Origin of the sequence: Burkholderia cenocepacia (assembly GCF_014211915.1) — a bacterium.
Taxonomy (GTDB): domain Bacteria; phylum Pseudomonadota; class Gammaproteobacteria; order Burkholderiales; family Burkholderiaceae; genus Burkholderia; species Burkholderia orbicola.
Map to the genome: position 1 here is coordinate 1,664,380 of NZ_CP060039.1, position 21,502 is coordinate 1,685,881.

The window sequence follows — 21,502 nt, forward strand, 5'->3', positions numbered from 1 at the left end:
CTGTCTCCCAAACGATATGAACACTCCCGCTCCTACCGGTTTCCGTTGCGGCATGATCGCGATCGTGGGCCGCCCGAACGTCGGCAAGTCGACGTTGATGAACGCACTCGTCGGCCAGAAGATCAGCATCACGTCGCGCAAGGCGCAGACGACCCGCCACCGCATCACCGGCATCAACACGTTCGACGACGCGCAATTCGTGTTCGTCGACACGCCGGGCTTCCAGACCCGTCACAGCACCGCGCTGAACCGTTCGCTGAACCGCGCGGTCACGTCGACGCTGACGTCGGTCGACGTGATCCTGTTCGTGATCGAGGCCGGCCGCTTCGGGCCCGACGACCAGAAGGTGCTCGACCTGATCCCGCCCGGCATGCCGACGCTGCTGATCGCGAACAAGATCGACCGCGTGAACGACAAGGCCACGCTGTTCCCGTTCATGCAGAAGGTGAGCGAGCTGCGCGAATTCACCGAGCTCGTGCCGCTGTCGGCGCAGAAGCCGGAAGACATCAAGCGCCTGCTGGACACGATCAAGCCGTACCTGCCGGAAGGCGAGCCGATCTACGGCGAGGACGAGCTGACCGACCGCAGCTCGCGTTTTCTCGCGGCCGAAATCCTGCGCGAGAAGGTGTTTCGCTGGACCGGCGACGAACTGCCGTACACGAGCACCGTGCTGATCGACAAGTTCGAGGAAGAGGGCCGCCTGAAGCGCATCTTCGCGACGATCCTCGTCGAGCGCGATTCGCACAAGGCGATGGTGATCGGCAAGAAGGGCGAGAAGCTCAAGCAGATCAGCACCGAGGCGCGGATGGACATGGAAAAGCTGTTCGACGGCCCCGTGTACCTCGAGACCTTCGTGAAGGTGAAGAGCGGCTGGGCCGACAACGAGGCGGGGCTGCGTGCCTATGGGTACGAATGACGCGCTGACGTCGACCGAAGACGCGGTGACGGCCGGCGCGAACGACGCGCCGCTGCCGGCACCGCCCGAACCGCCGCGCAAGGCGCGGCGCGCGACGTCTCGCACGTCCGATTTCCGCGTCGCCGAGCAGCCGGCGTTCGTGCTGCACAGCTATCCGTATCGGGAAACGAGTCTGATCGTCGACGTGCTGACGCGCGACCACGGCCGGCTCGCGCTCGTCGCGAAGGGCGCGAAGCGCCCGCACTCCGCGTTGCGCGGCGTCTTGCAGACGTTCCAGCCGCTGCTGCTGTCCTGGTCCGGCAAATCCGAGGTGCGCACGCTGACGGGCGCCGAGTGGGTCGGCGGGATGCTGCCGCTCGGCGGCGACGGGCTGTTGTGCGGTTTCTACGCGAACGAGCTGCTCGTGAAGTTCTGCGCGCGCGAGGATCCGCAGCCGCCGCTGTTCAATCATTACGTGCTGACCCTCACGCGCCTCGCGCACGGCGAGCCCGCGGTGCAGGTGCTGCGCTCGTTCGAGCGCGTGCTGCTGCGCGAGACCGGCTATGCGATGGCGCTGAACCGCACGGTTGCCCGCCGCGCGGTCGAACCCGAGCGCCGCTACGTGTTCGATCCGGAACGCGGCGTGCGCAATGCGGACGACGACGTGCCGTCGCACTGGCCGGTCATCACCGGGCAGACGTTGCTCGACATGGAACAGGACGATTACCATCGAGCCCAGACGGTTGCGCAAAGCAAGACGCTGATGCGCTTCCTGCTGAACACCTATCTCGGCGGCACGCCGCTCGCCACGCGTCAGATCCTGATCGACCTGCAAAACCTATGAGCTTCTTCCTGACAACGCCCACCGCCATCGACCTCGGCGTGAACATCGACCACGTCGCGACGCTGCGCAATGCGCGCGGCACGCGCTATCCCGATCCGATCCGCGCGGCGCTCGCCGCCGAAGAAGCGGGCGCGGACGCGATCACGCTGCACCTGCGCGAGGATCGTCGTCACATCGTCGACGCCGACGTGCGCGAACTGCGCCCGCTGCTGAAGACGCGCATGAACCTCGAATGCGCGGTCACGGCCGAGATGCTCGACATCGCCTGCGAAGTGCGTCCGCACGATGCGTGCCTCGTGCCGGAGAAGCGCGAGGAACTGACGACCGAAGGCGGTCTCGATGTCGCCGGCCACTTCGAGGCCGTGCGCGCGGCGTGCAAGCAGCTCGCCGACGTGGGCGTGCGCGTGTCGCTGTTCATCGACCCGGACGACACGCAGATCCGCGCCGCGCACGAAGCGGGCGCACCGGTGATCGAGCTGCATACGGGCCGCTACGCCGAAGCGCACGACGAAGCCGAGCAGCAGCGCGAATACGAGCGTATCGTCGCGGGCGTGCAGGCCGGCGCGCGGCTTGGCCTGAAGGTCAACGCGGGTCACGGGCTGCACTACACGAACGTGCAGCAGATCGCCGCGATCGACGGCATCGTCGAACTGAACATCGGCCACGCGATCGTCGCGCACGCGATTTTCGCGGGCTGGGACAACGCGGTGCGCGAGATGAAGGCGATCATGGTCGCCGCACGCGTCGCCGCGCTGCACGGCGGCGCGCGCTGACGATGCGAGGCCGCCGCGCCCCGCACGCCGTTTGCGACGTGCTTGGCCCGGCCTCGCCGGGCCGCCCCGGCGGAGACTGACATGGCGATCTATGGCATCGGTACCGACATCGCACAGGTGAGCCGCGTCGCGGCCGTGCTCGAACGCACGGGTGGCCGGTTTGCCGAGAAGGTGCTCGGCCCCGACGAATTGCGCGTGTTCCATGCCCGGCGCGCCCGCTCCGAGGCACGCGGCATCGCATTTCTCGCGACGCGCTTCTCCGCGAAGGAAGCGTTCTCGAAGGCGATCGGGCTCGGCATGCACTGGCCGATGACGTGGCGCGCGCTGCAGACGCTCAATCATCCGAGCGGCGAGCCGTACGTGGTCGCTTCGGGCGAGCTGGCCGACTGGCTGGCCGCGCGCGGCATCACGGCGCGCGTGACGGTCAGCGACGAACGCGACTACGCGGTGTCGTTCGTTGTCGCCGAAACGGACGCCGCGCCTGCTCCTGTACCTGTTTCCCGAACCTCCTCCTGACGGAATTCCCGATCTGATGAAAACGACTCCCGGCCCGGTCATGCTCGACGTCGTCGGCACGACCCTGTCGCGCGACGATGCGCGGCGCCTCGCGCATCCGAATACCGGCGGCGTGATCCTGTTCGCGCGGCACTTCCAGAATCGTGCGCAACTGACCGCGCTGACCGACGCGATCCGCGCGGTGCGCGAAGACATCCTGATCGCCGTCGACCACGAAGGCGGGCGCGTGCAGCGGTTCCGCACCGACGGCTTCACGGTGCTGCCCGCGATGCGCCGCCTCGGCGAACTGTGGGATCGCGACGTGCTGCTCGCGACGAAGGTCGCCACCGCCGTCGGCTACATCCTGGCCGCCGAATTGCGCGCGTGCGGGATCGACATGAGCTTCACACCCGTGCTCGATCTCGACTACGGGCACTCGAAGGTGATCGGCGATCGGGCGTTCCATCGCGACCCGCGCGTCGTCACGCTGCTCGCGAAGAGCCTGAATCACGGGCTGTCGCTCGCCGGCATGGCGAACTGCGGCAAGCATTTTCCCGGGCACGGCTTCGCGGAGGCCGATTCGCACGTCGCGCTGCCGACCGACGACCGCACGCTCGATGCGATCCTCGAGCAGGACGTCGCGCCGTACGACTGGCTCGGGCTGTCGCTTGCCGCGGTGATTCCGGCGCATGTGATCTACACGCAGGTCGACAAGCGGCCGGCCGGGTTCTCGCGCGTGTGGCTGCAGGACATCCTGCGCGGCAAGCTCGGCTTCACGGGCGCGATCTTCAGCGACGACCTGTCGATGGAGGCCGCCCGCGAAGGCGGCACGCTCACGCAGGCCGCCGACGCCGCGCTCGCCGCCGGTTGCGACATGGTGCTCGTCTGCAACCAGCCGGATGCGGCCGAAGTCGTGCTGAACGGACTGAAGGCGCGGACCTCGGCCGAGTCGGTGCGGCGCCTCAAGCGGATGCGCGCGCGCGGCAAGGCGCTCAAGTGGGACAAGCTGATCGCGCAGCCCGAGTATCTGCAGGCGCAGGCGCTGCTGAGCAGCGCGCTGGCGTAAGCGGGCAGGGGACGGCGCGGGTCGCGCCGTTCCGGTCATTCCAAACGAAAAGCCGCGCTATAGCGCGGCTTTTTTATTGCGGATGTCCCGTGCGATGACCCGATTCGGATAGCAGCTGGAATGGATTCATGCGCAACTAACGGTCAGATCCGGCCAGCGCCCGAATCCAGGGGCTGCCCCACTCAGTTCACCTTCATTCGCTGCAGCTTGTTGTACAGCGTCTTCGGGCTGATGCCGAGCAGCGTCGCCGCGCGGTGGCGCGTCCCGCCGACCGCGTCGAGCGTCGCGCGGATCAGCAGATCCTCGACGTCGGACAGCGGGGTGCCGACCTTGATCTGCACGCTGCTGCCGTTCAGCGCGGCGCCGGCGGAGAAGCTGGCTTCGCCCGCGCGCAGCGTCTCGATGAAGTCGCCCGATGCGTCGTACGCGAAACGCACGCGCTCCTGCAGTTCGCGCACGTTGCCCGGCCATTCGTACGACAGGCATTCGCGCACGAAGCCCGGGGCCGCGCGCTTGTCGGTCGTGCTGCGGCCGGTTGCGCGCGCTTCCCGGTTCAGTTCGTCGATCTGCGCGTCCGCGATCGCGAGCGCATCGCCGTCGCGCTCGCGCAGCGGCGGCATCGTGATCGACGCCGCGTCGAGGCGCAGCCACAGATCCTCGCGCAGCGTGCCGTTCGCCACCGCTTCGCGCGCAGGGCGGCGGGTGGCCGCGATCAGCCGGAAATCGCTGGTGATCGAGCTCGTGCCGCCGATCCGCATGAAGTTCTGCGAATCGAGCGCGTGCAGCAGCGCTTCCTGCAGCACGAGCGGCAGTGCGGTGATTTCGTCGAGGAACAGCGTGCCGCCGCCGGCTTGTTCGAACAGGCCCGTCTCGCGGCGCTCGGCGCCGTCGAACGCGCCGCGCTCATGGCCGAACAGCACGCTGTCGAGCGACGCGCCATGCCGGCCGGCCTGCACGAGCATGCGGCAGTCGAACGACACGAACGGGCCCTTGCGGCGCCGGCTCAGTTCGTGCAGCGTGCGCGCCGCCAGCTTCTTGCCGGTGCCCGCTTCGCCCGAGAACAGCACGGCCGTTTCGGTGCGGGCGTTGTGCTCGATCATGTCGTACACGTGCTGCATCGCGTCGCTGCGGCCGACCAGCGCGCCGAAGCGGCCGAGATGGCGCAGCGACGCACGCAGCGACTGCACTTCGTCGATCAGTTCGTACGGGCGGGGAATCCGCGCGAGCAGGCTGCGCAGGCGCGGGATGTTGATCGGCTTCAGCAGGTAGTCCCAGATGCCGTGACGCAGCCCCTCGATGGCGCTCTCGACCGTCGCGTTGCCCGTCAGCACGATCACGGGCAGCGAGCCGTTCGGCTGTTGCTGCGGCAGGTGCTGGAGCAGATCGAACCCGCTGCCGTCCGGCAGGTTCAGGTCGACGAGCACGACGTCGGGAATCGAGCGGCCGAGCGCCGTGCGCGCTTCGGCGAGCGACGTGGCCGTGTCGACCGAGAAGCCGTCTGCGGCGAGCAGCGCGGTGAGGCCTGACAGGCTGTTGGGATCGTCTTCGACAATCAGGGCGTGTGGCATGGTGGACGCGAGTCGAGTCAAGAGAGGCGGGCTGTCGGCCAGCGGGCCGCAGCCGCATGTCGGATTAAAGACTGATTTTATGCCCCGCCGAACGCGTCACGCGCATTATTTCTCCGGCGCTATAAAACAGTTACCGATGATACAAATTGAATATCTTTACCGGTGGCTTTTGTGCTGCGCATGGCTCCGGTTTGTGGCAGCTGTTGGCGCCAGACAAACAAAAAGCGCCCCGAAGGGCGCTTTGTTCGATGCGGAAATCGCTGACGATTACGCGCGGCTGCGGTATTCGTTCGTGCGCGTATCGATTTCGATCTTGTCGCCGGTGTTGCAGAACAGCGGCACTTGCAGCTCGAAGCCGGTCGCCAGCTTCGCGTTCTTCAGCACCTTGCCCGACGACGTGTCGCCCTTGACGGCCGGTTCCGTGTAGGTGATTTCGCGAACGAGGACCGTCGGCAGCTCGACCGAGATCGCCTTCTCGTTGTAGAACACGACTTCGCAAGCCATGCCGTCTTCGAGGTAGTTCAGCGCTTCGCCCATCATTTCGGCTTCGACTTCGTACTGGTTGTAGTCGGCGTCCATGAACACGTACATCGGGTCGGCGAAGTACGAGTACGTCACTTCCTTGCGGTCGAGCACGACGACCTCGAACTTGTCGTCAGCCTTGTAGACCGATTCCTGACCTGCGTTGGACAGCAGGTTCTTCATCTTCATCTTGACGACGGCCGAGTTACGGCCCGACTTGTTGTATTCCGCTTTTGCGATGACCCATGCTTCGCTGCCGATCTGCACGACGTTGCCTACGCGGAGTTCCTGTGCGGTTTTCATAAAAAACTGTCCTGATCAAATCAAATAAATAGGTGCCTGAGCGTTGCGCAACGGCTGACGGCGCAAGCGGCGGTGCGTTCCGGTGGGCGCCAGGAGCCCAAACGCGAGCGCTTGCGTGGTCAGCCGTCGGATAACCGCTTATTTTAACTGAGATTTTGCGTATTCCGCCAGCTTTCCGGCGAGATCGCCGACGGCCGCGAGCGCGTCGGCCCAGCGGAGTGCATTGGCGTCAAGCGCGGCGCGGTGTTGCCAGAAATCGGCCCAGTCGGGCGTGCCGGCGCCGTTCCACGCATGCCAGAACCGCTCGAGCGCGGCGCGCGGCGCATCGGCGAGGCCGGCCGAGAGGTGCGCGAGCGCGGCATCGAGCTTGGGCAGGTGCACGTCGTCGGCCTGCGGATAGATGTGCCACACGAACGGCTTGCGCGCCCACTGCGCGCGGACGAACGAATCCTCGCCGCGCACGAAATTGAGATCGGCGACCCACAGCAGCGGATCGTAGTCGGCCTGGGGAACGAATGCGAGGCTGTGGGCGGTCAGGTTGCCGCTGCGCGCCCGTATGCCCGCCGAGAACGACTCGACCCCAAAAAAACGCGCGACGGCGGGCGACAGGCGCCCGGTCGGCACGAGCGCGACGACCGGCGACGGGCCGTCGCGCCACTGCGCGAGCAGCGCGTCGACGGCCGGGTTTTCGTAGGCGAACAGGCTGACGACCGTTGTGCCGGGCGCCGGCGCCGCGCCGCCGGTCGCGCGCTGCCACCACGCGGCGCGGGCTGCCGGATCGGCGTCGAAGGCCGCGCGGCGCGCGTCGAGGTCGCGCTCCTTCGGCACGCCGCCGGTGCCGGCCGACAGGCCCGGGAAGAAGAACGTCTTCAGCAGCGGGTAGCGCGGATGCGGCGATGGCCGCAAATGGAAATCGGCGACCCAGTCCTCGGCGCTCAGGTATTCGAGGTTGATCCACACGGGGCGGCGCGCGCGCCGCGCCATCGCCGCGAGATACGGACCGGGCAACTCGCACGCGAACGCCTCGATCACGACATCGGCGATGTCCAGCGCGTCGCCGACTTCCGCATGCCAGTGCTCGATCACGATCGCATCGACCGTCTGCCGCCCCGCGTCGGGATCGACCTGCGGCAGCAGGCGCGCGAACGTGTGCAGGTCGTCGACGAACAGGCGAACCTGCCAGCCGTGCTCGTGCGCGAGCTGGCGCGCGACGCGCCAGCACACGCCGATGTCGCCGAAATTGTCGATCACCGTGCAGAAGAGGTCGCAGGCAATCGGTTCGCCCGGCGCGAGCGGCACGGCGGAGAGGGGGCAGCGGTGGTGCGTGGCATCGAAGCGGGCCGGTGAATGCTCTAAACTGGCGATTCTAATAGACCCGTTCCGCGTTACAAGGCGCCCGGATCACGCATGACATCCCCAGAAGCCTCCGCTACTCCGTTCGAACCGAAGAAGATCCTTGCGCAGTTGCCGCACATGCCGGGCGTCTATCGCTATTACGATACGGCGGGCGCCGTCCTCTACGTCGGCAAGGCGCGCGACCTGAAAAAGCGCGTGTCGAGTTATTTCACGAAGACGCAACTGTCGCCGCGCATCGCGATGATGGTCACGCGCATCGCGCGCATCGAAACGACCGTCACGCGCTCGGAAGCCGAAGCGCTGCTGCTCGAGAACAACCTGATCAAGGCGCTCGCGCCGCGCTACAACATCCTGTTTCGCGACGACAAGTCGTATCCGTACCTGAAGCTCACCGCGCACCGCTTTCCGCGGATGGCCTACTACCGCGGCTCGGTCGACAAGCAGAACCAGTACTTCGGGCCGTTCCCGAGCGCGTGGGCCGTGCGCGAGAGCATCCAGATCCTGCAGCGCGTGTTCCAGTTGCGCACCTGCGAGGATTCGGTCTTCAACAACCGTACGCGGCCGTGCCTGCTGCATCAGATCGGGCGTTGCACGGCGCCGTGCGTGGGCGCGATCTCCGACGAGGATTACGCGGTCGACGTGTCGAACGCCGCGCGCTTCCTGCTTGGCCGGCAGTCCGAAGTGATGAAGGAGCTCGAGCAGAAGATGCACGCGTTCGCGGCCGAGCTGAAATTCGAGCAGGCGGCGGCCGTGCGCAACCAGATGAGCTCGCTCGCGACGGTGCTGCACCAGCAGGCGATCGAGGTCGGCAGCGACAGCGACGTCGACATCCTGGCCGTCGTCGCGCAGGGCGGACGCGTGTGCGTGAACCTCGCGATGGTGCGCGGCGGCCGGCACCTGGGCGACAAGGCGTATTTCCCGACGCACGTCGAAAGTGCGCTGACGCTCGCCGAAGGCGGTCTCGGTGAAGAGGTCGAGCCGGCGGAGTCGATCGATGCGATGGCCGACGCGCCGGTCGACACAGTGGCCGATCAGCCTGCGCAAGAGGCGGGCAGCGCGCGCGGCGCGGCGGCGACAGCGTCGGTCGAGGCCGAGGTGCTCGACGCATTCATCGCGCAGCACTATCTGGGCAACCGCGTGCCGCCGGTGCTCGTCGTCAGCCATGCGCCCGCGAGCCGCGACCTGCTGGAGCTGCTGTCCGAGCAGGCCGGCCACAAGGTGTCGCTGGTGCGGCAGCCGCAGGGACAGCGGCGCGCGTGGCTGTCGATGGCCGAGCAGAACGCACGGCTCGCGCTTGCGCGGCTGCTGTCCGAGCAGGGCTCGCAGCAGGCGCGTACGCGCGCGCTGGCGGACACGCTCAGCTACGACAGCGACGATCTCGCGACGCTGCGGATCGAGTGCTTCGACATCAGCCATACGATGGGCGAGGCGACGCAGGCATCGTGTGTCGTTTATCACCATCACAAGATGCAGTCGAGCGAATACCGCCGCTACAACATCACGGGCATCACGCCGGGCGACGATTACGCGGCGATGCGGCAGGTGCTCACGCGCCGCTACGAGAAGATGGTCGAGCAGGCCGCGCAGGCGGCGGCCGTCGACGAAGCGGCCGGCATCGACGGCGAGTCGACGCGCCAGGCCGAGGCGTCGAGCCTGCTGCCGAACATCGTGCTGATCGACGGCGGCAAGGGTCAGGTCGAGATCGCGCGGCAGGTGTTCACCGAGCTCGGCCTCGACACGTCGATGCTGGTCGGCGTCGCGAAAGGCGAGGGGCGCAAGGTCGGCCTCGAGACGCTGGTGTTCGCGGACGGCCGCGCGCCGCTCGAACTCGGCAAGGAGAGCGCCGCGCTGATGCTCGTCGCGCAGATTCGCGACGAGGCGCACCGCTTCGCGATCACCGGCATGCGGGCGAAGCGGGCGAAGGCTCGCCAGACGTCGCGGCTCGAGGAGCTCGAAGGCGTCGGCGCGAAGCGCCGGCAGCGGCTGCTCGCGCGCTTCGGCGGGTTGCGCGGCGTGGTGGCCGCGAGTGTCGAGGAACTGGCGAGCGTCGAGGGCATTTCGCACGCGCTCGCCGAGCAGATCTACAAGCAGCTTCACTGACGCGGCCGTGCGGCCGGCTCGTTGCCAGCGTTCTTGTGGCAGGCCGGTCGACACGGCACAATTGCGAATCCTTTACTGTCCCGCATGCCATGCCGTTCAATTTCCCGATTTTCCTGACGTGGGTACGGATCGTGCTGATTCCGCTCGTCGTCGGCGTGTTCTATCTGCCGGACACGGTGATGGGCGGCGCGCACCGCAATCTCGCGGCGGCGGCGATCTTCATCCTCGCCGCGCTGACCGACTGGTTCGACGGCTTCCTCGCCCGCAAGTGGAACCAGACGTCGTCGTTCGGTGCCTTTCTCGACCCGGTGGCGGACAAGCTGATGGTGACGGCCGCGCTGCTGATCCTCGTGCAGATTTCGCGGGTCGACGCGGCGATCGCGCTGGTGATCGTCGGTCGCGAGATCGCCATTTCGGCGCTGCGCGAGTGGATGGCGCAGATCGGCGCGTCGAAGAGCGTCGCGGTGAACCAGCTCGGCAAGTTCAAGACCGCGTGCCAGATGGTCGCGATTCCGATGCTGCTGTTCTACGGGCCGCTGCCGCTCGGCGTCGTGACGATCGATACGCGCGTGTGGGGCGAGTGGCTGATGTATCTGGCCGCGGTGCTGACGATCTGGTCGATGCTGTACTACATGAAGCTCGCCTGGCCGCAGATTCGCGAGCGCGGCGGTGCGTGACCCGCATTGCCTGTGCGGCGGTGGTTTTTGTAAAAAGGGCTGGAAAAGCCCTTGACACACGAATGTGCCTTCGACATAATCTCGCTTCTCCGCTGCACGACGAAGTAAGTGTGTGACGGGGAAGCGGTAGCGTAGCAATACGCGGGAGTAGCTCAGTTGGTAGAGCGCAACCTTGCCAAGGTTGAGGTCGCGAGTTCGAGACTCGTCTCCCGCTCCAGATTTTTTCTGGCAGCGCGTGGTACGGCAAAGCGCTGCAGATGCAGGACACATGCGGGAGTAGCTCAGTTGGTAGAGCGCAACCTTGCCAAGGTTGAGGTCGCGAGTTCGAGACTCGTCTCCCGCTCCAGATTTTTCTGGCAGCGTGTGGTACGGCAAAGCGCTGCAGATGCAGGACAATGCGGGAGTAGCTCAGTTGGTAGAGCGCAACCTTGCCAAGGTTGAGGTCGCGAGTTCGAGACTCGTCTCCCGCTCCAAGTAATGGGGAAGCCACGCTTCCCTTTTTATTTGATGGGCTTCCGGTCCTCGAATAAAAATCTGTCGCTTGCCTCACGGCATCCGGACAGTCCGCTTTTGGCGCGATAGCAAAGCGGTTATGCAGCGGCCTGCAAAGCCGTTTAGGCCGGTTCGACTCCGGCTCGCGCCTCCAGGTAGGAAGAGAAAAAGCCCTGAGAAATCAGGGCTTTTTCTTTTTCCGGCCCCACTTTCATCCTTGTAAGAAAGTCGCCGAGAGTGGTACAAAGTCGCCTCTAACCACTCAAGAAGCACGCGTAACCACGCCTAAGTCGGCTCTTTGGCCGTATAGGCGAGTTCGCATCAGCGCATGGCAACCAAGCGACTACGACCCTCCGGAACGTGGGAATACATCATCCGACGTTCGAAACTTCTTCCAAAGCCACTTTCCCTTACGTTTCAATCTGAAGAAGAGGGCGATGCGTACGTCGCCCGGCTGGAGCAACTGCTCGATGCCGGCATTGTGCCGACGGACGTCGTTGAGCAACGCGAAGCTATCGCCACGACGCTCGACGCCGTTCGAGAATACCTGCGACGTGTGTCGGTGCCAGACTCCGACGCCCAAGTGCTAAATACGTTGCTCGGCGGCCGACTCCCTTCGAAGGCGCTTTCTACCGTGGACTACGATTGGGCGGAACGATGGGTGACGACAATGAAGCGCGAGCATCATTTGTCACCATCGACGATTCGCCACAATGTCGGGGCGCTCGCTCGCTGTTTCGATTGGGTAGTGAAGTCAGGTACTCCGATGCTTGCCGTCAATCCACTGCGGCTGTTGCCGAAGCGCTACGCGACGTATACCGATGACGATCGCGTGGCAGTTGAGGCGCAGGATCGTGCGCCGAAAGAAGATGTGCACCGAGACCGACGGCCAAGCGAAGAAGAATTGACCGAGATCCGACGCATCATGGCAGGGGGAAAGCCCAAGGACCGAGAGCGGGCGTTTGAGTTGCCGTATCGGCCGGCGTTGGTATTCCTGTTCGAGCTGGCGATCGAGTCCGCAATGCGGATGCGCGAGATGTATACGCTAGACGTCGTGCAGTTTGACGTCGGCCGCCGGACGGCCGCGTTGGAGCGGACAAAGAACGGCAGCAAGCGTTCAGTGCCGCTCACGACGGTGGCAGTGGCAGCGTTCGAACGCTACGTCGAGGCAGTGAACGGTCATGACCCGGCGATGTGCGGTTTTTCGTTCGAGGGCGGCAGGCTCTTCCCGTGGGTCGGTGAGATCGAGGCGGGCATGCGCGCGAAGAATATGCCAGTTCTCCGGCGGAAGGTTCTCGAACGCGTCACCGTGCGGCTGTCGGGCCAGTTCGGTCGGCTATTCAACGCCGCCGGCTGCCCTGATCTGGTCTTCCATGATCTGAGGCATGAGGCGACGTCGCGGCTGTACGAACGGACGACATTGAGTGATATCCAGATAGCGAAGATTACCGGTCATACAGATCCCAAGGTCCTAATGCGTTACGCGAACCTGCGGGGCAGTGATCTGGCCGCGCGGCTTTGGTAGCGTGCCGCGTATACACAACTGCTTGGCTGGATCTCTAGGGCGATAGTCCTCTTTTCGGAGGCGTAGCTCGGCATGCGTTGCGACTGCCGTCGCCAATTCGCGAAACAATACCTCGGGCGATGGAGCATACTAGGCTAGACCGGAGGGCACGATGGGCACCATAAGCATGCAAGCAATCGTGAGCAATAAGACGATTCAAGTCGTTTTCACGCCAGGTGACGAGCAGGCTACGATTTACATCGTGAATGGAGAGCAGGGATCGTATCAACCCCGCCATATGAGCGTTCGCGAATATGGCGAAGCCGGAATGTCCGCCGAGGAGATCGTTCGCCATCTCCTCGAAGTTGTTTCAGCCTCCGTCGAGGAGCTCGATCGCGTGCGTCCTAGCTGATCAATTCAAATCAGGCCAAGCACGACGGCTTTGGGGCCGCTGCCCGTCATTTGACGGGCAGCAGCCTTCTCATGCAGCCTGTGCGGCTGGATTGTTCGCCGGCAGGTCGGGCAGACGCGGCAACGCGCGAGCCGTGCGGCCGGCCTTGCGTGCGGGTGCCTGTTGCAACTGCCGCTGAATTGCGGCATGCGTGCGGCGATCAGTTTCCGCGTAATCGGGTCTGGTGCGGCCTTCGAGGCGTTCGAGGGTTTGCTGCTGCGCCTGTTCACGGAGGAACGCGACGACATCGTCTTCGAGAAACACCCATGCCCGACCGATACGAGCACCGACGATGTCGCCTTGCTGCGCCAGTTTCATCGCCGTGGTGCGGTCGACCTTCAGGAAGTCGGCGCATTCTTGTAGATCGAACGTTCTCACGCAATGCCCCCTGCAGCCCGATCGATGCGTTCGATCTCGGCGAGGATCAGTGCAGCGGCTCTCACGAGATCGCGACGAGGCGTGGTCGGTTTGAACCAGCATGCTGCCCATGAGCTTGGCCAGTAGTAGGCGGCTGTATCAAGATCCCAACCGGCAGCAGACACAGCATACGCGACCGCTGCTTCAGGCAATTCGCCTTCTGTGTATTGATCGTCGCTGGTTGCCCCCCGGCGTTCTACGGCAATTTGTCGGTTGCGCTCAACGAGCACATCGCGGGCAGAGGCAGTCCGTGTTACTACAGCGTGCGGTTCCGTGCGGTCGGGATAGATTCTGAGCAGCGATCGCGTGATTTGCTCGATCGCGTGGCGCGTCGGGCGGCTAGATTCACCATAAATTCGCAACGCCCCTTGGCGCGCGGATTCAATTGCCCTGTGGAGTCGTGCGGTCCGGACGTCTAGCGCAGCAAGTGCCCACGATGCAACGTCGTCGGTCGAGCGCGGCCGAGCGTCCGAATAGTGCTCAGTCAGGTACGTTCGTAAGCGTTCCGTCGACGCGTTGTTCGCCAGCGCATCGGCGCAGTGCGTTTGGGTACCTGTCATTGTCATTCTCCTGTGGAGGTAGCGGGCAGAGCGCGAGCGAGTTGCATCAAGCCGGTTTCCAACGTGATCCCGGCGGTTGCTGCCCAGGTGCGCGCGTCCTGCGCGGTTTTGTGGCGAGCGAATGACCCGATCTCGTCGGCCATCAGGTCCAGCAGCTCGATGTCGGCCGCGTGCGAGATTTCGGCGATCAACGCGCGGATCTCGATGCGAAGGGCGTCGAATCGCGCGAGCCTGCCTTGGCGGGCCTCCGCCAAGGCTTCGTTCATCTCGACCGGTTTGCGCCGCGCGAGCGGCGCTCCGTCCTTCTGGATCGTTTTTACGGGCGTCAGCCCGTCGTTGTCCGACTGCATCGAAGTGCCGTTGACGCTCGCCAGTGCGATAGCCGGGCGCTTCTTCGCGTGTTCCCGCTTTCGCGGCAGCGGACGTGGGGTAGAAGTGGCCGGGCGTGGGGTCATTGGGCCGCCTCCTGCGCCAATTCATGCGTCCAATCTGGGTCGGGCAACTGAAGGATGTCATCGAGCCACTGAAGGACGAACGGCAGATCTTTCTGACGCTTGACGCTTTCACTGCCGAGACGCTTCCTAAGCCATCGAGCGCCTTCTTGAACTGCCTGCATCCGCGTCGGATAAATCGTGGTGCCCGGGCCGAATTTCAGTGGAGTTGATGCGAAGCTGTCCCCGAAGTTGTACATAGCCGCGCAAATCCACTGATTTGCTTTCGGTTGGGCCACGTAGATCTCGGCGATCGGCTTTTTCGTACGCTTGCTGTTGGGCGATCGAAGGGTATCGGTCGCGACGCAGCGACCGTCTTGATCCGGTGCCGTCACGGGGTAAATCCGTGCCTTTTGCGGAGTGTCGAGGAGATCGGCGAGCGGCGAGAGTGCCGTATGGACGGCTCGAATCGTTCCGGGCGAAAGCTTCCCGAAAACGGGATCATGCAGGACTGCCTGTAGCGCCTGCAAAAGTTGCTTTGCACAGGCATCGGTGATCTTTGTCGCTTTGGGCGCGGCCGGCTCGTAAGGCTTCGTGTTGCTGGCTAGATGCTTCTTCGTGACCTTCCCTTTGCCGGCCTCCTTCGCTTTCGACAGGCCGGACACGATGCGTTCGAGCGCTTTGTCGCCGCCGTGCAGGCGGATCTGCTCGATGGCCAGTGTGCCGGTACATTGGCCGTTCCGTATGAGCTGATGCAGTTCGACCGGTGCCCGTTCGAGCAGGCCGACGTCGCGGATCGTTTGGTCGGTGACATTCAGGCGCTTGCAGATCGCCGCAAGCGCCATGCCGTGAATGTCGCGCAGCTCTGCGACGGCAGCGGCCAGATCAAGCGGCGACGACGGTTTGCCGTTGTTGCTGAGATAGCCGTCGATCACCATTTCGGCGCGGTTGACCGTCTTGGCGTCACGGACGACGACCGGGATCTTGCCGATGTCCTTGCCTGTTTCGATTGCCTTGCCGGCGGCAAGGTAGCGGTGCTGCCCCTTGTACACGAACAGCAGATCCTTCCCGTCAACCTTTCGCGCGTAGCAATGAAGCGGCGAACCCTTGTCGTACCCGTTCTCGATGATGAGGGCAGTAAGGTGCGTCACCCATTCGGGATCAACGGGGCGGATGTTGTCGGACGGGTCGTAATGAAGTTGGCCGTACGGGACCATCCACAGGTCGGCTGACGTTGCGCCCGCAGCGGCCGCTGCTACCTTCGCGCTCCCGGTCGGGATCGGCGCGGTCAGGTCGAGCTGTTGCGTGCGGTCGTCCATTACGCAACCTCCTGCGGTACCGCCGTCCGCGCCTTGCCACGCTTCTTCGCTCTATTGATCGCGTTCGACGCCTCGACGCCCGCTGCGCGCTTGGCGTCGCGCAGGCGTTTGATCGCGTCAGCGCAGTTGCCTTCGTCGGGAATCGAGATCTGCCTGCGCGCAATTTCGGTACCGTCGAGGATCAAATATTCCGTATGCACGCTGTCCGGCAGCGGACGGCGCCCGACAACGTACTTACCGATCAGGAGCGGTGTCGACGGACGGCGTGCGCTCCGGTCGTATCGCGTGAAAGTGCGGAGTGAGAGGGTGTCGCGACGTTCGACGTCGAATAGGGGTTCTGCTTTGACTTTGATGCGCGGCATGGTGGTCTCCATGACGCCGGGGCGGGCTCGCCCCGGCAATGTCGGGGCGGTTTAGACGGTGACGTTGTAAGCGGTCGTTGGGGCGACGACCGGATCGTCTTGAAACACATTCACGACGACAAACAGCAGGGCGGCGACGACCGTCCAGCGGAAGATCTTCGATTTTTCAAAGTTGCTTTGGCGTGCCGGCTCGGACGGGGTAATGCGGGGTGTTTGCTCGTCTCGGAGCCATTCGTGACGGTCGTAGAGCTGGCAATCGATCAGGCGGCTCGCTTGACAGTGGTGAGCGACGGGTTGCGAGGCGTGCAGTTCAGGAAGTTCGCGATTCATCAGTTCCTCACGATAGGTTGTGACGTGAGGATGATAGATTTTCTATCCAATCATATGCAAGAAAAACTATCCTTGTCGGTAGAAAATCTATCTATTGAGATCGAGTAGGCAATAGTCAGGAGTGGGTGTGCAAAAAAAATCCCGCCGAAGCGGGACTGCGGGGAGCGAGTTATCGCCGGCGATATCGACGGTGTTCAACCATCACGCCAATAATCCGAACGGGTTCGTGTTCGCTATTTATCGTTGGATAGTCGGAATTCAGTGGGACCAGCTCAAACACTTCCGCGCCAGTCGTACTCACGCCACGAAGCCTGTACTTCTTGAACGTGGCTTCTTCTTTGCCGTTCTTAGCGACGACATAGTCGCCCGGCCTAGGTGCAATGGCTGGCTCAACGATGATTCTATCGCCAGGCATAAACTCCGGTGCCATCGATTCCCCCTCTACCTCAAGGGCGAACGCATGATCCGATAGCTCTAGATCGGTTAGCAGGTACTCGAACGCACCGCCAGGTGGAAACGGAGTGATTGCCTCGCTCATCAGGCCGGCTTGCACGCTGCTGATCAGCGGTATGCGACGCGTGCCGACATTCGCCGGGACAACGTTCCCAATGGGCGTACCCGCAACGCCGGGGATGGGAATTGCATGTTTGGTAATACGTGCGATCTCAAGAATCTGGCCGAAGCTTGGCTCGTGACGGCCGTTCTCCCACGCTGACACGTTGCCGCGCGTCTTCCCCAATCGCTCCGCGAGTTCATCTTGCTTGAGGCTGGCAGCTTCGCGGCTGGCCTTTATCCATTCACCGATGTCCATGCGCTCAATGGTAAGAAAATCTTGCGCGCGTATGGCTATATTTTCTATCTCTCGAATGTTAGAATTTCTATCATTGCGCTGATGATGGAAGCTCATGGACAACATCGTTGAACACCCCTTGGATCGGGCCGCCAAAGCGGCCGGGCTGACTATGCAGTCGCTTGCAGACCACCTTGGCGTGACTCGCGCGGCGGTCCAGCAATGGAAGCAGGCGGGCCGGCGGGTGCCGGCTGAACACTGCCCTCCAATTGAGCAGCTTTGCCACGGTGCCGTGCGATGTGAGGAGCTGAACAGTCGGGTCGATTGGGCCTTCGTCCGCCAATCGGGGCCATCGCCAAGCGCAACGCATGTCTGCAACAGCTAACGGTGCGGTTTCGATCGCACATCTCGAATCCTAGTGACGTTTCGCGCGTCGCGACAGGATGAAACGCTCCGATCTCAAACGCTATGACCTGCCGATACGACAGTACCGAATGGCTGGACGTCCTCTATACGTCTGTTCGCAACACGCCCGGCGGTGTCGCCGACGCGGCGAATCACCTCACCATCCGACGCGGTAAGAACATCACGCCAGAATCGCTTCGCCTTCGCTTGCGTGGTGTTGGCGACAGTCGCTTGTCGATGGAAATGTTCGAGCTGCTGATCGAGTGGATGCAGGAAAAGGCAGAGGGCGAGGCGTACGCGCTTGACGCGCTGCATGCGTTGAACGCGCGCTTCGGGCTGGTTGCCGAACACGTCGACGACCATGCCGCTGACGACGTCAGCGAACCCGGCACGCTGCGTCTTGTATCGACGGCGCTGCACCTGCAGGCGCATGTTGGTCTCGTTGCTGACGACGTGACGCGTGCGCTGGCTGATCAGCGGATCGACGATCAACATGCCGAGAAGATCATCGCGACCGGCCGCAAGGGCCAGCGTCTGTTCCAGCGTTTGATTCACGCTGCTCGCAACCTCACCGCGCGTCGGCGCCGTCGTCATGGAGCGGTTTAAGCCTGGCATGGGGTGCTGCCGGCCTGACCGTGAACACGTCGGCCTCTGCTGTTCGCCTGAGCAGCAATTGGCATGCGCTGTCACGACGCTCGCATCCCGATTCGAGTATGCCCCCGCCGAAGCGGGGCGCTTGCTGTCCGAATTGCTCGCCACGTTTCCCGATCGCCTCGCTCCGATTCTTGCGGAAGCGAACGCAGCGGGGCGCGTGCGCGTGTTCATCGAGCGAGCTGCGCGCGCATGCGCCGCGCTCGCGACCAAGGCGGAACGTCACGCGTTCCGCGACCAGCTTACCGATCGTCTCTGCGCGCTGGACCTTGCCGCGTTCGACGATCTCATGTCGGCGGAATGGCGTCGACTGCGCGGCAAATAACCGGAGACACATGTGAACGTGAACGGGACCAGTAGCGCGTTGCGACGCGGCGCATCGCAGTACAGCCGCTCGCCGAGCGGACGGCAGTGCTATGCGGCGGGGCGGGCTGCATGGCGAAGCTTTTCTCACAAGGTCGAGCGCGACCGTCGTCTCGTCGAGTTGGAGGCGGGTCGTCGTGCGAGCTAACGGCGCGCAACTCAACGAATTGTGATCTGGCCGCCAATAGTGACTCGGGCGGCCAAAGTAACTTTGATCGAGGGAATTTTTGTATGGCGACACTGGACCAGATTATTCAGCAATTGCGTGCTGCGGGTCATCCTGACCTGCCCGCCGGGCATCCGATCGCGGACGGCAAACATCACCGATACGGGCCGCGCAAGAAATACTGGTATCAGCTTCGCGAAGTCATCAGCAAGGGCGCGGTGATCGGCTATGGCGGTACGTTCGGCCATTTCTCGGGCGACGATCCGGGCACCGATCGATTCGAGTGGAGCGGCGCACCGCTGAGCGAGGAAGTGCTCGCGGAGACGCGTCGCCGGCAGGAAGCCGCCGACCGTGAGCAGGCGGAGCGTGACGCGCGTCAGGCGAAGCTCGCCGCGAACCGCGCGCGAGATCAGTGGAACCGCGCGGCAGAGCACGGCGAGTCCGCCTATCTTGAACGCAAGCGCATCACGGCCGAAGGCGTGCGTTTCGACGCGGACGGCACGATCTTCGTGCCGATGTATCAGTACGGCGATGACGCTCGGCTCATCGGTCTGCAGAAGATCACGCCGGACGGCGCGAAGCGCTTCAACAAAGGCATGGAAAAGAAGGGCGCGTCGTATCTGCTCGGCGAGGTGGGCGCCGACGACCAGATCGTGCTGGTCGCCGAAGGCTACGCGACCGCGCGATCGATCCGCGTGGCGGTCGACGAGGCGTTCGCGGTCAATGTCTGCTTTGACGCGGGCGGCATCCTCCCGGCCGTGCGGTATTTGCGTGCGACGTATCCGGATGTGCATGTGGTGGTCTGCGCCGACGACGACTGGAAGATCGAGCAGCGCATGCGCGACTGGCTTGCCGACGAGTTCGGTTTCCGGGGTGAACTGCCGTTTGGTGCCGACCCGGTACGGATCGAGGCGAAGAACACGTGGTACATGGTCGCCGCGTCACGCCGTCGTGACGACAATGGTGTGCCGTATGTCGAGGTCAGCTACGGAAACGACGTGATGCCGTTGCGTCGTAAGCGGTTCGAAAACACGGGCCTGAAACGTGCGTATGAGGCGGCAGCGATGGTCGCCGACGTCAGCGTCGTCTATCCGGTATTCGCCAAGCGCGGCGAGCGCAAGCTGACCGATTTCAACGACCTGCACGTCGAAGAGGGCATCGACCCTGTCCAGGCTCAGGTGCAGGCGGCGATCTTGCGCGTCATCGCGCCAGCGAACGAAGAGATCCGACCGGCGACGGTTGCGGTGTCGACCGCGAACGACACGCCGACGAAATCCGCCGCGACGTCCGCTGCCGCGAAACAGCCGGAATGGGATGGCCGCGAGGCGGAGAACGGCGCGCACACATGGGAGCAGGATCTCGCGCGTTCGGACAAGGGCACGCTGCTGCCGACGCTCGGCAACGTGCACATGATCTTGGCGAATCACAAAGCGTGGCAGGGCGTCATCGAGCAGGACGACTTCGGTGGCCGCGTGATGAAGCGCAAGGCACCGCCGTTCCGGCAAGGCGTGAAGGGCGAGTGGACTGACATGGACGATCAGCGCTGCGCGCTTTGGTTGTCGCAGCGCTACGGCCTCTCGGTGCGCACCGATATCGTGATGAACGCGGTTCTGTTGGTGGCGGACGAGAAGCACTTCCATGACGTGCGCGAATACCTCGAAGGGCTCAAATGGGACGGCGTGTCGCGCATGCGATCGATGCCGTCGACCTACCTGCGTGTCGCCGACAGCGAGTATGTGCGGCTCGCGTTCACGAAATGGATGATCGCCGCCGTCGCGCGCGTGATGGAGCCGGGCTGCAAGGTCGACAACGTCCTGATCCTCGAAGGCAAGCAGGGGCATCGCAAATCGACGGCGCTGAAGGTGCTGGCCGGCGCACCGTGGTTCACCGATACGCCGATCCAGATCGGGAACAAAGACACATACGCGGTGCTGGCCGGGAAGTGGGTGATCGAGCTGGCCGAGCTGGACTCGTTGAACAAGGCCGACTCGTCGGCGGTAAAGAGCTTCTTCGCGACTGCCGTCGACCGGTTCCGCAACTTCTACGGCAAGCGGGCGACCGACGTCCCCCGTCAGTGCGTGTTCGCCGGCTCGGTCAACTTCGACACGTACCTCAAAGACGAATCGGGCAACCGGCGTTACTGGCCGCTGCGTGTCGGCGGGCTGGTCGACATCGACGGCATTGTGGCCGTCCGCGATCAGCTATGGGCGGAAGCCGTGCACCTGTACCGCTCGGGCGTCGTGTGGCACGTAGAAGAGCATGAGCGCCCGCTGTTCGAGATCGAACAGGCGGAGCGTTACGAGGGCGACGTGTATGAGGACAAGATCGCCAAGGCCCTGGAATTCGTCTCGCGCACGACGATGGAAGAGATCCTCGCGGACATCCTGAAGCTCGATACGTCGAAATGGACGCTGGCAGAGCAGCGCCGCATCGGCAAGGCGTTGAAGTCGCTCGGCTGGGTGCGCAAGCGCGAGTCGACCGGATCGCGTGGCTGGTACTACGTGAAGGAGGAGCAACAGCAGGAAGCGGAGCGCGAACTGGTCGCAGCGGGTGATGACGACAGTCCGCTGTGATCGCGTGGCGCGCTGTGCCTGCACGGTAAGCGCGCCACATGCCCCGTCGTGGCGCGCTGCGGACGTCCCATGTCCCAACGTCCCAAGGC

General features: G+C 64.0%; 23 protein-coding genes and 4 tRNA genes. 17 read left to right on the top strand and 10 right to left on the bottom strand.

Annotated features, from left to right (window positions below; genetic code table 11):
• Nucleotides 1-16 precede the first annotated feature (16 nt).
• The 5 genes from era (at nucleotide 17) to nagZ (ending at nucleotide 4,073) form a co-directional block, all read left to right on the top strand.
• On the top strand, nucleotides 17-916 hold the full coding sequence (gene era, locus SY91_RS07850; RefSeq protein WP_006476493.1) for a GTPase Era: 900 nt from the start codon (nucleotides 17-19) through the stop codon (nucleotides 914-916).
• Entirely contained in the window at nucleotides 903-1,739 is an 837-nt protein-coding gene (recO, locus tag SY91_RS07855) for a DNA repair protein RecO (RefSeq protein WP_006476492.1), read from the top strand. Before era ends, recO begins: the two co-directional genes overlap by 14 nt.
• Complete coding sequence (pdxJ, locus tag SY91_RS07860) at nucleotides 1,736-2,512, top strand: pyridoxine 5'-phosphate synthase (protein ID WP_011544945.1); 777 nt, start codon at nucleotides 1,736-1,738, stop codon at nucleotides 2,510-2,512. The genes recO and pdxJ overlap by 4 nt, the downstream gene beginning before the upstream one ends.
• Nucleotides 2,513-2,593: 81 nt before the next feature.
• Entirely contained in the window at nucleotides 2,594-3,028 is a 435-nt protein-coding gene (acpS, locus tag SY91_RS07865; RefSeq protein ID WP_023475505.1) for a holo-ACP synthase, read from the top strand.
• A gap of 16 nt (nucleotides 3,029-3,044) precedes the next feature.
• Entirely contained in the window at nucleotides 3,045-4,073 is a 1,029-nt protein-coding gene (nagZ, locus tag SY91_RS07870; RefSeq protein ID WP_023475504.1) for a beta-N-acetylhexosaminidase, read from the top strand.
• A gap of 182 nt (nucleotides 4,074-4,255) precedes the next feature.
• On the opposite strand, the gene SY91_RS07875 is transcribed toward nagZ, so the two are convergent.
• The 3 genes from SY91_RS07875 to earP all read right to left on the bottom strand — a co-directional run bounded on the left by SY91_RS07875 (nucleotide 4,256) and on the right by earP (nucleotide 7,765).
• The gene (locus tag SY91_RS07875; RefSeq protein ID WP_023475503.1) at nucleotides 4,256-5,641 is read right to left on the bottom strand and encodes a sigma-54-dependent transcriptional regulator; all 1,386 of its coding nucleotides are present in this window, start codon (nucleotides 5,639-5,641) and stop codon (nucleotides 4,256-4,258) included.
• Between the two features lie 267 nt (nucleotides 5,642-5,908).
• Nucleotides 5,909-6,466, bottom strand: a complete 558-nt coding sequence (efp, locus tag SY91_RS07880) for an elongation factor P (protein WP_006476487.1) — start codon at nucleotides 6,464-6,466, stop codon at nucleotides 5,909-5,911.
• A gap of 138 nt (nucleotides 6,467-6,604) precedes the next feature.
• A complete protein-coding gene (earP, locus tag SY91_RS07885) occupies nucleotides 6,605-7,765 on the bottom strand; it encodes an elongation factor P maturation arginine rhamnosyltransferase EarP (RefSeq protein WP_023475502.1) in 1,161 nt (386 codons plus the stop codon).
• Nucleotides 7,766-7,873: 108 nt separating this feature from the next.
• On the opposite strand from earP, the gene uvrC reads away from it, so the two are divergent.
• The 8 genes from uvrC (at nucleotide 7,874) to SY91_RS07925 (ending at nucleotide 13,007) form a co-directional block, all read left to right on the top strand.
• Entirely contained in the window at nucleotides 7,874-9,922 is a 2,049-nt protein-coding gene (gene uvrC / locus SY91_RS07890; protein WP_023475501.1) for an excinuclease ABC subunit UvrC, read from the top strand.
• 89 nt (nucleotides 9,923-10,011) lie between these two features.
• Nucleotides 10,012-10,599 carry a CDP-diacylglycerol--glycerol-3-phosphate 3-phosphatidyltransferase gene (pgsA, locus tag SY91_RS07895; RefSeq protein ID WP_011544951.1) on the top strand — a complete coding sequence of 196 codons (588 nt, stop codon included), beginning with the start codon at nucleotides 10,012-10,014 and terminating at the stop codon, nucleotides 10,597-10,599.
• A 141-nt stretch (nucleotides 10,600-10,740) separates the two neighbouring features.
• Nucleotides 10,741-10,816: transfer RNA gene (locus SY91_RS07900), tRNA-Gly, on the top strand.
• Between the two features lie 53 nt (nucleotides 10,817-10,869).
• Nucleotides 10,870-10,945, top strand: a tRNA-Gly gene (locus SY91_RS07905).
• A gap of 51 nt (nucleotides 10,946-10,996) precedes the next feature.
• Nucleotides 10,997-11,072, top strand: a tRNA-Gly gene (locus tag SY91_RS07910).
• Between the two features lie 99 nt (nucleotides 11,073-11,171).
• Nucleotides 11,172-11,245, top strand: a tRNA-Cys gene (locus tag SY91_RS07915).
• Nucleotides 11,246-11,419: 174 nt separating this feature from the next.
• Complete coding sequence (locus tag SY91_RS07920) at nucleotides 11,420-12,616, top strand: site-specific integrase (protein WP_043887040.1); 1,197 nt, start codon at nucleotides 11,420-11,422, stop codon at nucleotides 12,614-12,616.
• 151 nt (nucleotides 12,617-12,767) lie between these two features.
• Complete coding sequence (locus SY91_RS07925; protein WP_185921128.1) at nucleotides 12,768-13,007, top strand: hypothetical protein; 240 nt, start codon at nucleotides 12,768-12,770, stop codon at nucleotides 13,005-13,007.
• Nucleotides 13,008-13,076: 69 nt separating this feature from the next.
• Here SY91_RS07925 and SY91_RS07930 read toward each other — a convergent pair whose 3' ends face one another.
• The 7 genes from SY91_RS07930 to SY91_RS07960 all read right to left on the bottom strand — a co-directional run bounded on the left by SY91_RS07930 (nucleotide 13,077) and on the right by SY91_RS07960 (nucleotide 17,372).
• Nucleotides 13,077-13,424, bottom strand: coding sequence for a helix-turn-helix domain-containing protein (locus tag SY91_RS07930; RefSeq protein WP_023475498.1), 348 nt, complete (start codon nucleotides 13,422-13,424; stop codon nucleotides 13,077-13,079).
• Nucleotides 13,421-14,023: a hypothetical protein gene (locus SY91_RS07935; RefSeq protein WP_185921163.1), complete on the bottom strand. Its 603-nt coding sequence runs from the start codon at nucleotides 14,021-14,023 to the stop codon at nucleotides 13,421-13,423. The genes SY91_RS07930 and SY91_RS07935 overlap by 4 nt, the downstream gene beginning before the upstream one ends.
• A 2-nt stretch (nucleotides 14,024-14,025) precedes the next feature.
• Complete coding sequence (locus SY91_RS07940; protein WP_260632426.1) at nucleotides 14,026-14,478, bottom strand: hypothetical protein; 453 nt, start codon at nucleotides 14,476-14,478, stop codon at nucleotides 14,026-14,028.
• Nucleotides 14,475-15,773 carry a ParB/RepB/Spo0J family partition protein gene (locus SY91_RS07945; protein ID WP_023475496.1) on the bottom strand — a complete coding sequence of 433 codons (1,299 nt, stop codon included), beginning with the start codon at nucleotides 15,771-15,773 and terminating at the stop codon, nucleotides 14,475-14,477. Before SY91_RS07945 ends, SY91_RS07940 begins: the two co-directional genes overlap by 4 nt.
• On the bottom strand, nucleotides 15,773-16,135 hold the full coding sequence (locus SY91_RS07950) for a hypothetical protein (RefSeq protein WP_043887045.1): 363 nt from the start codon (nucleotides 16,133-16,135) through the stop codon (nucleotides 15,773-15,775). The genes SY91_RS07945 and SY91_RS07950 overlap by 1 nt, the downstream gene beginning before the upstream one ends.
• A 51-nt stretch (nucleotides 16,136-16,186) precedes the next feature.
• A complete protein-coding gene (locus SY91_RS07955) occupies nucleotides 16,187-16,465 on the bottom strand; it encodes a hypothetical protein (protein ID WP_023475494.1) in 279 nt (92 codons plus the stop codon).
• A 169-nt stretch (nucleotides 16,466-16,634) separates the two neighbouring features.
• The gene (locus tag SY91_RS07960; RefSeq protein WP_260632427.1) at nucleotides 16,635-17,372 is read right to left on the bottom strand and encodes a LexA family transcriptional regulator; all 738 of its coding nucleotides are present in this window, start codon (nucleotides 17,370-17,372) and stop codon (nucleotides 16,635-16,637) included.
• Here SY91_RS07960 and SY91_RS07965 point away from each other — a divergent pair.
• From SY91_RS07965 to SY91_RS07980, 4 genes are all read left to right on the top strand, one after another.
• Complete coding sequence (locus tag SY91_RS07965) at nucleotides 17,371-17,640, top strand: transcriptional regulator (RefSeq protein WP_072465517.1); 270 nt, start codon at nucleotides 17,371-17,373, stop codon at nucleotides 17,638-17,640. The two genes, SY91_RS07960 and SY91_RS07965, sit on opposite strands and share 2 nt — an antisense overlap.
• An 83-nt stretch (nucleotides 17,641-17,723) precedes the next feature.
• Nucleotides 17,724-18,266: a phage regulatory CII family protein gene (locus SY91_RS07970; RefSeq protein WP_043887035.1), complete on the top strand. Its 543-nt coding sequence runs from the start codon at nucleotides 17,724-17,726 to the stop codon at nucleotides 18,264-18,266.
• Nucleotides 18,253-18,636, top strand: a complete 384-nt coding sequence (locus SY91_RS07975; RefSeq protein ID WP_043887034.1) for a hypothetical protein — start codon at nucleotides 18,253-18,255, stop codon at nucleotides 18,634-18,636. Before SY91_RS07970 ends, SY91_RS07975 begins: the two co-directional genes overlap by 14 nt.
• Nucleotides 18,637-18,905: 269 nt before the next feature.
• Nucleotides 18,906-21,413, top strand: a complete 2,508-nt coding sequence (locus tag SY91_RS07980) for a VapE domain-containing protein (protein ID WP_023475490.1) — start codon at nucleotides 18,906-18,908, stop codon at nucleotides 21,411-21,413.
• Nucleotides 21,414-21,502: the final 89 nt, after the last annotated feature.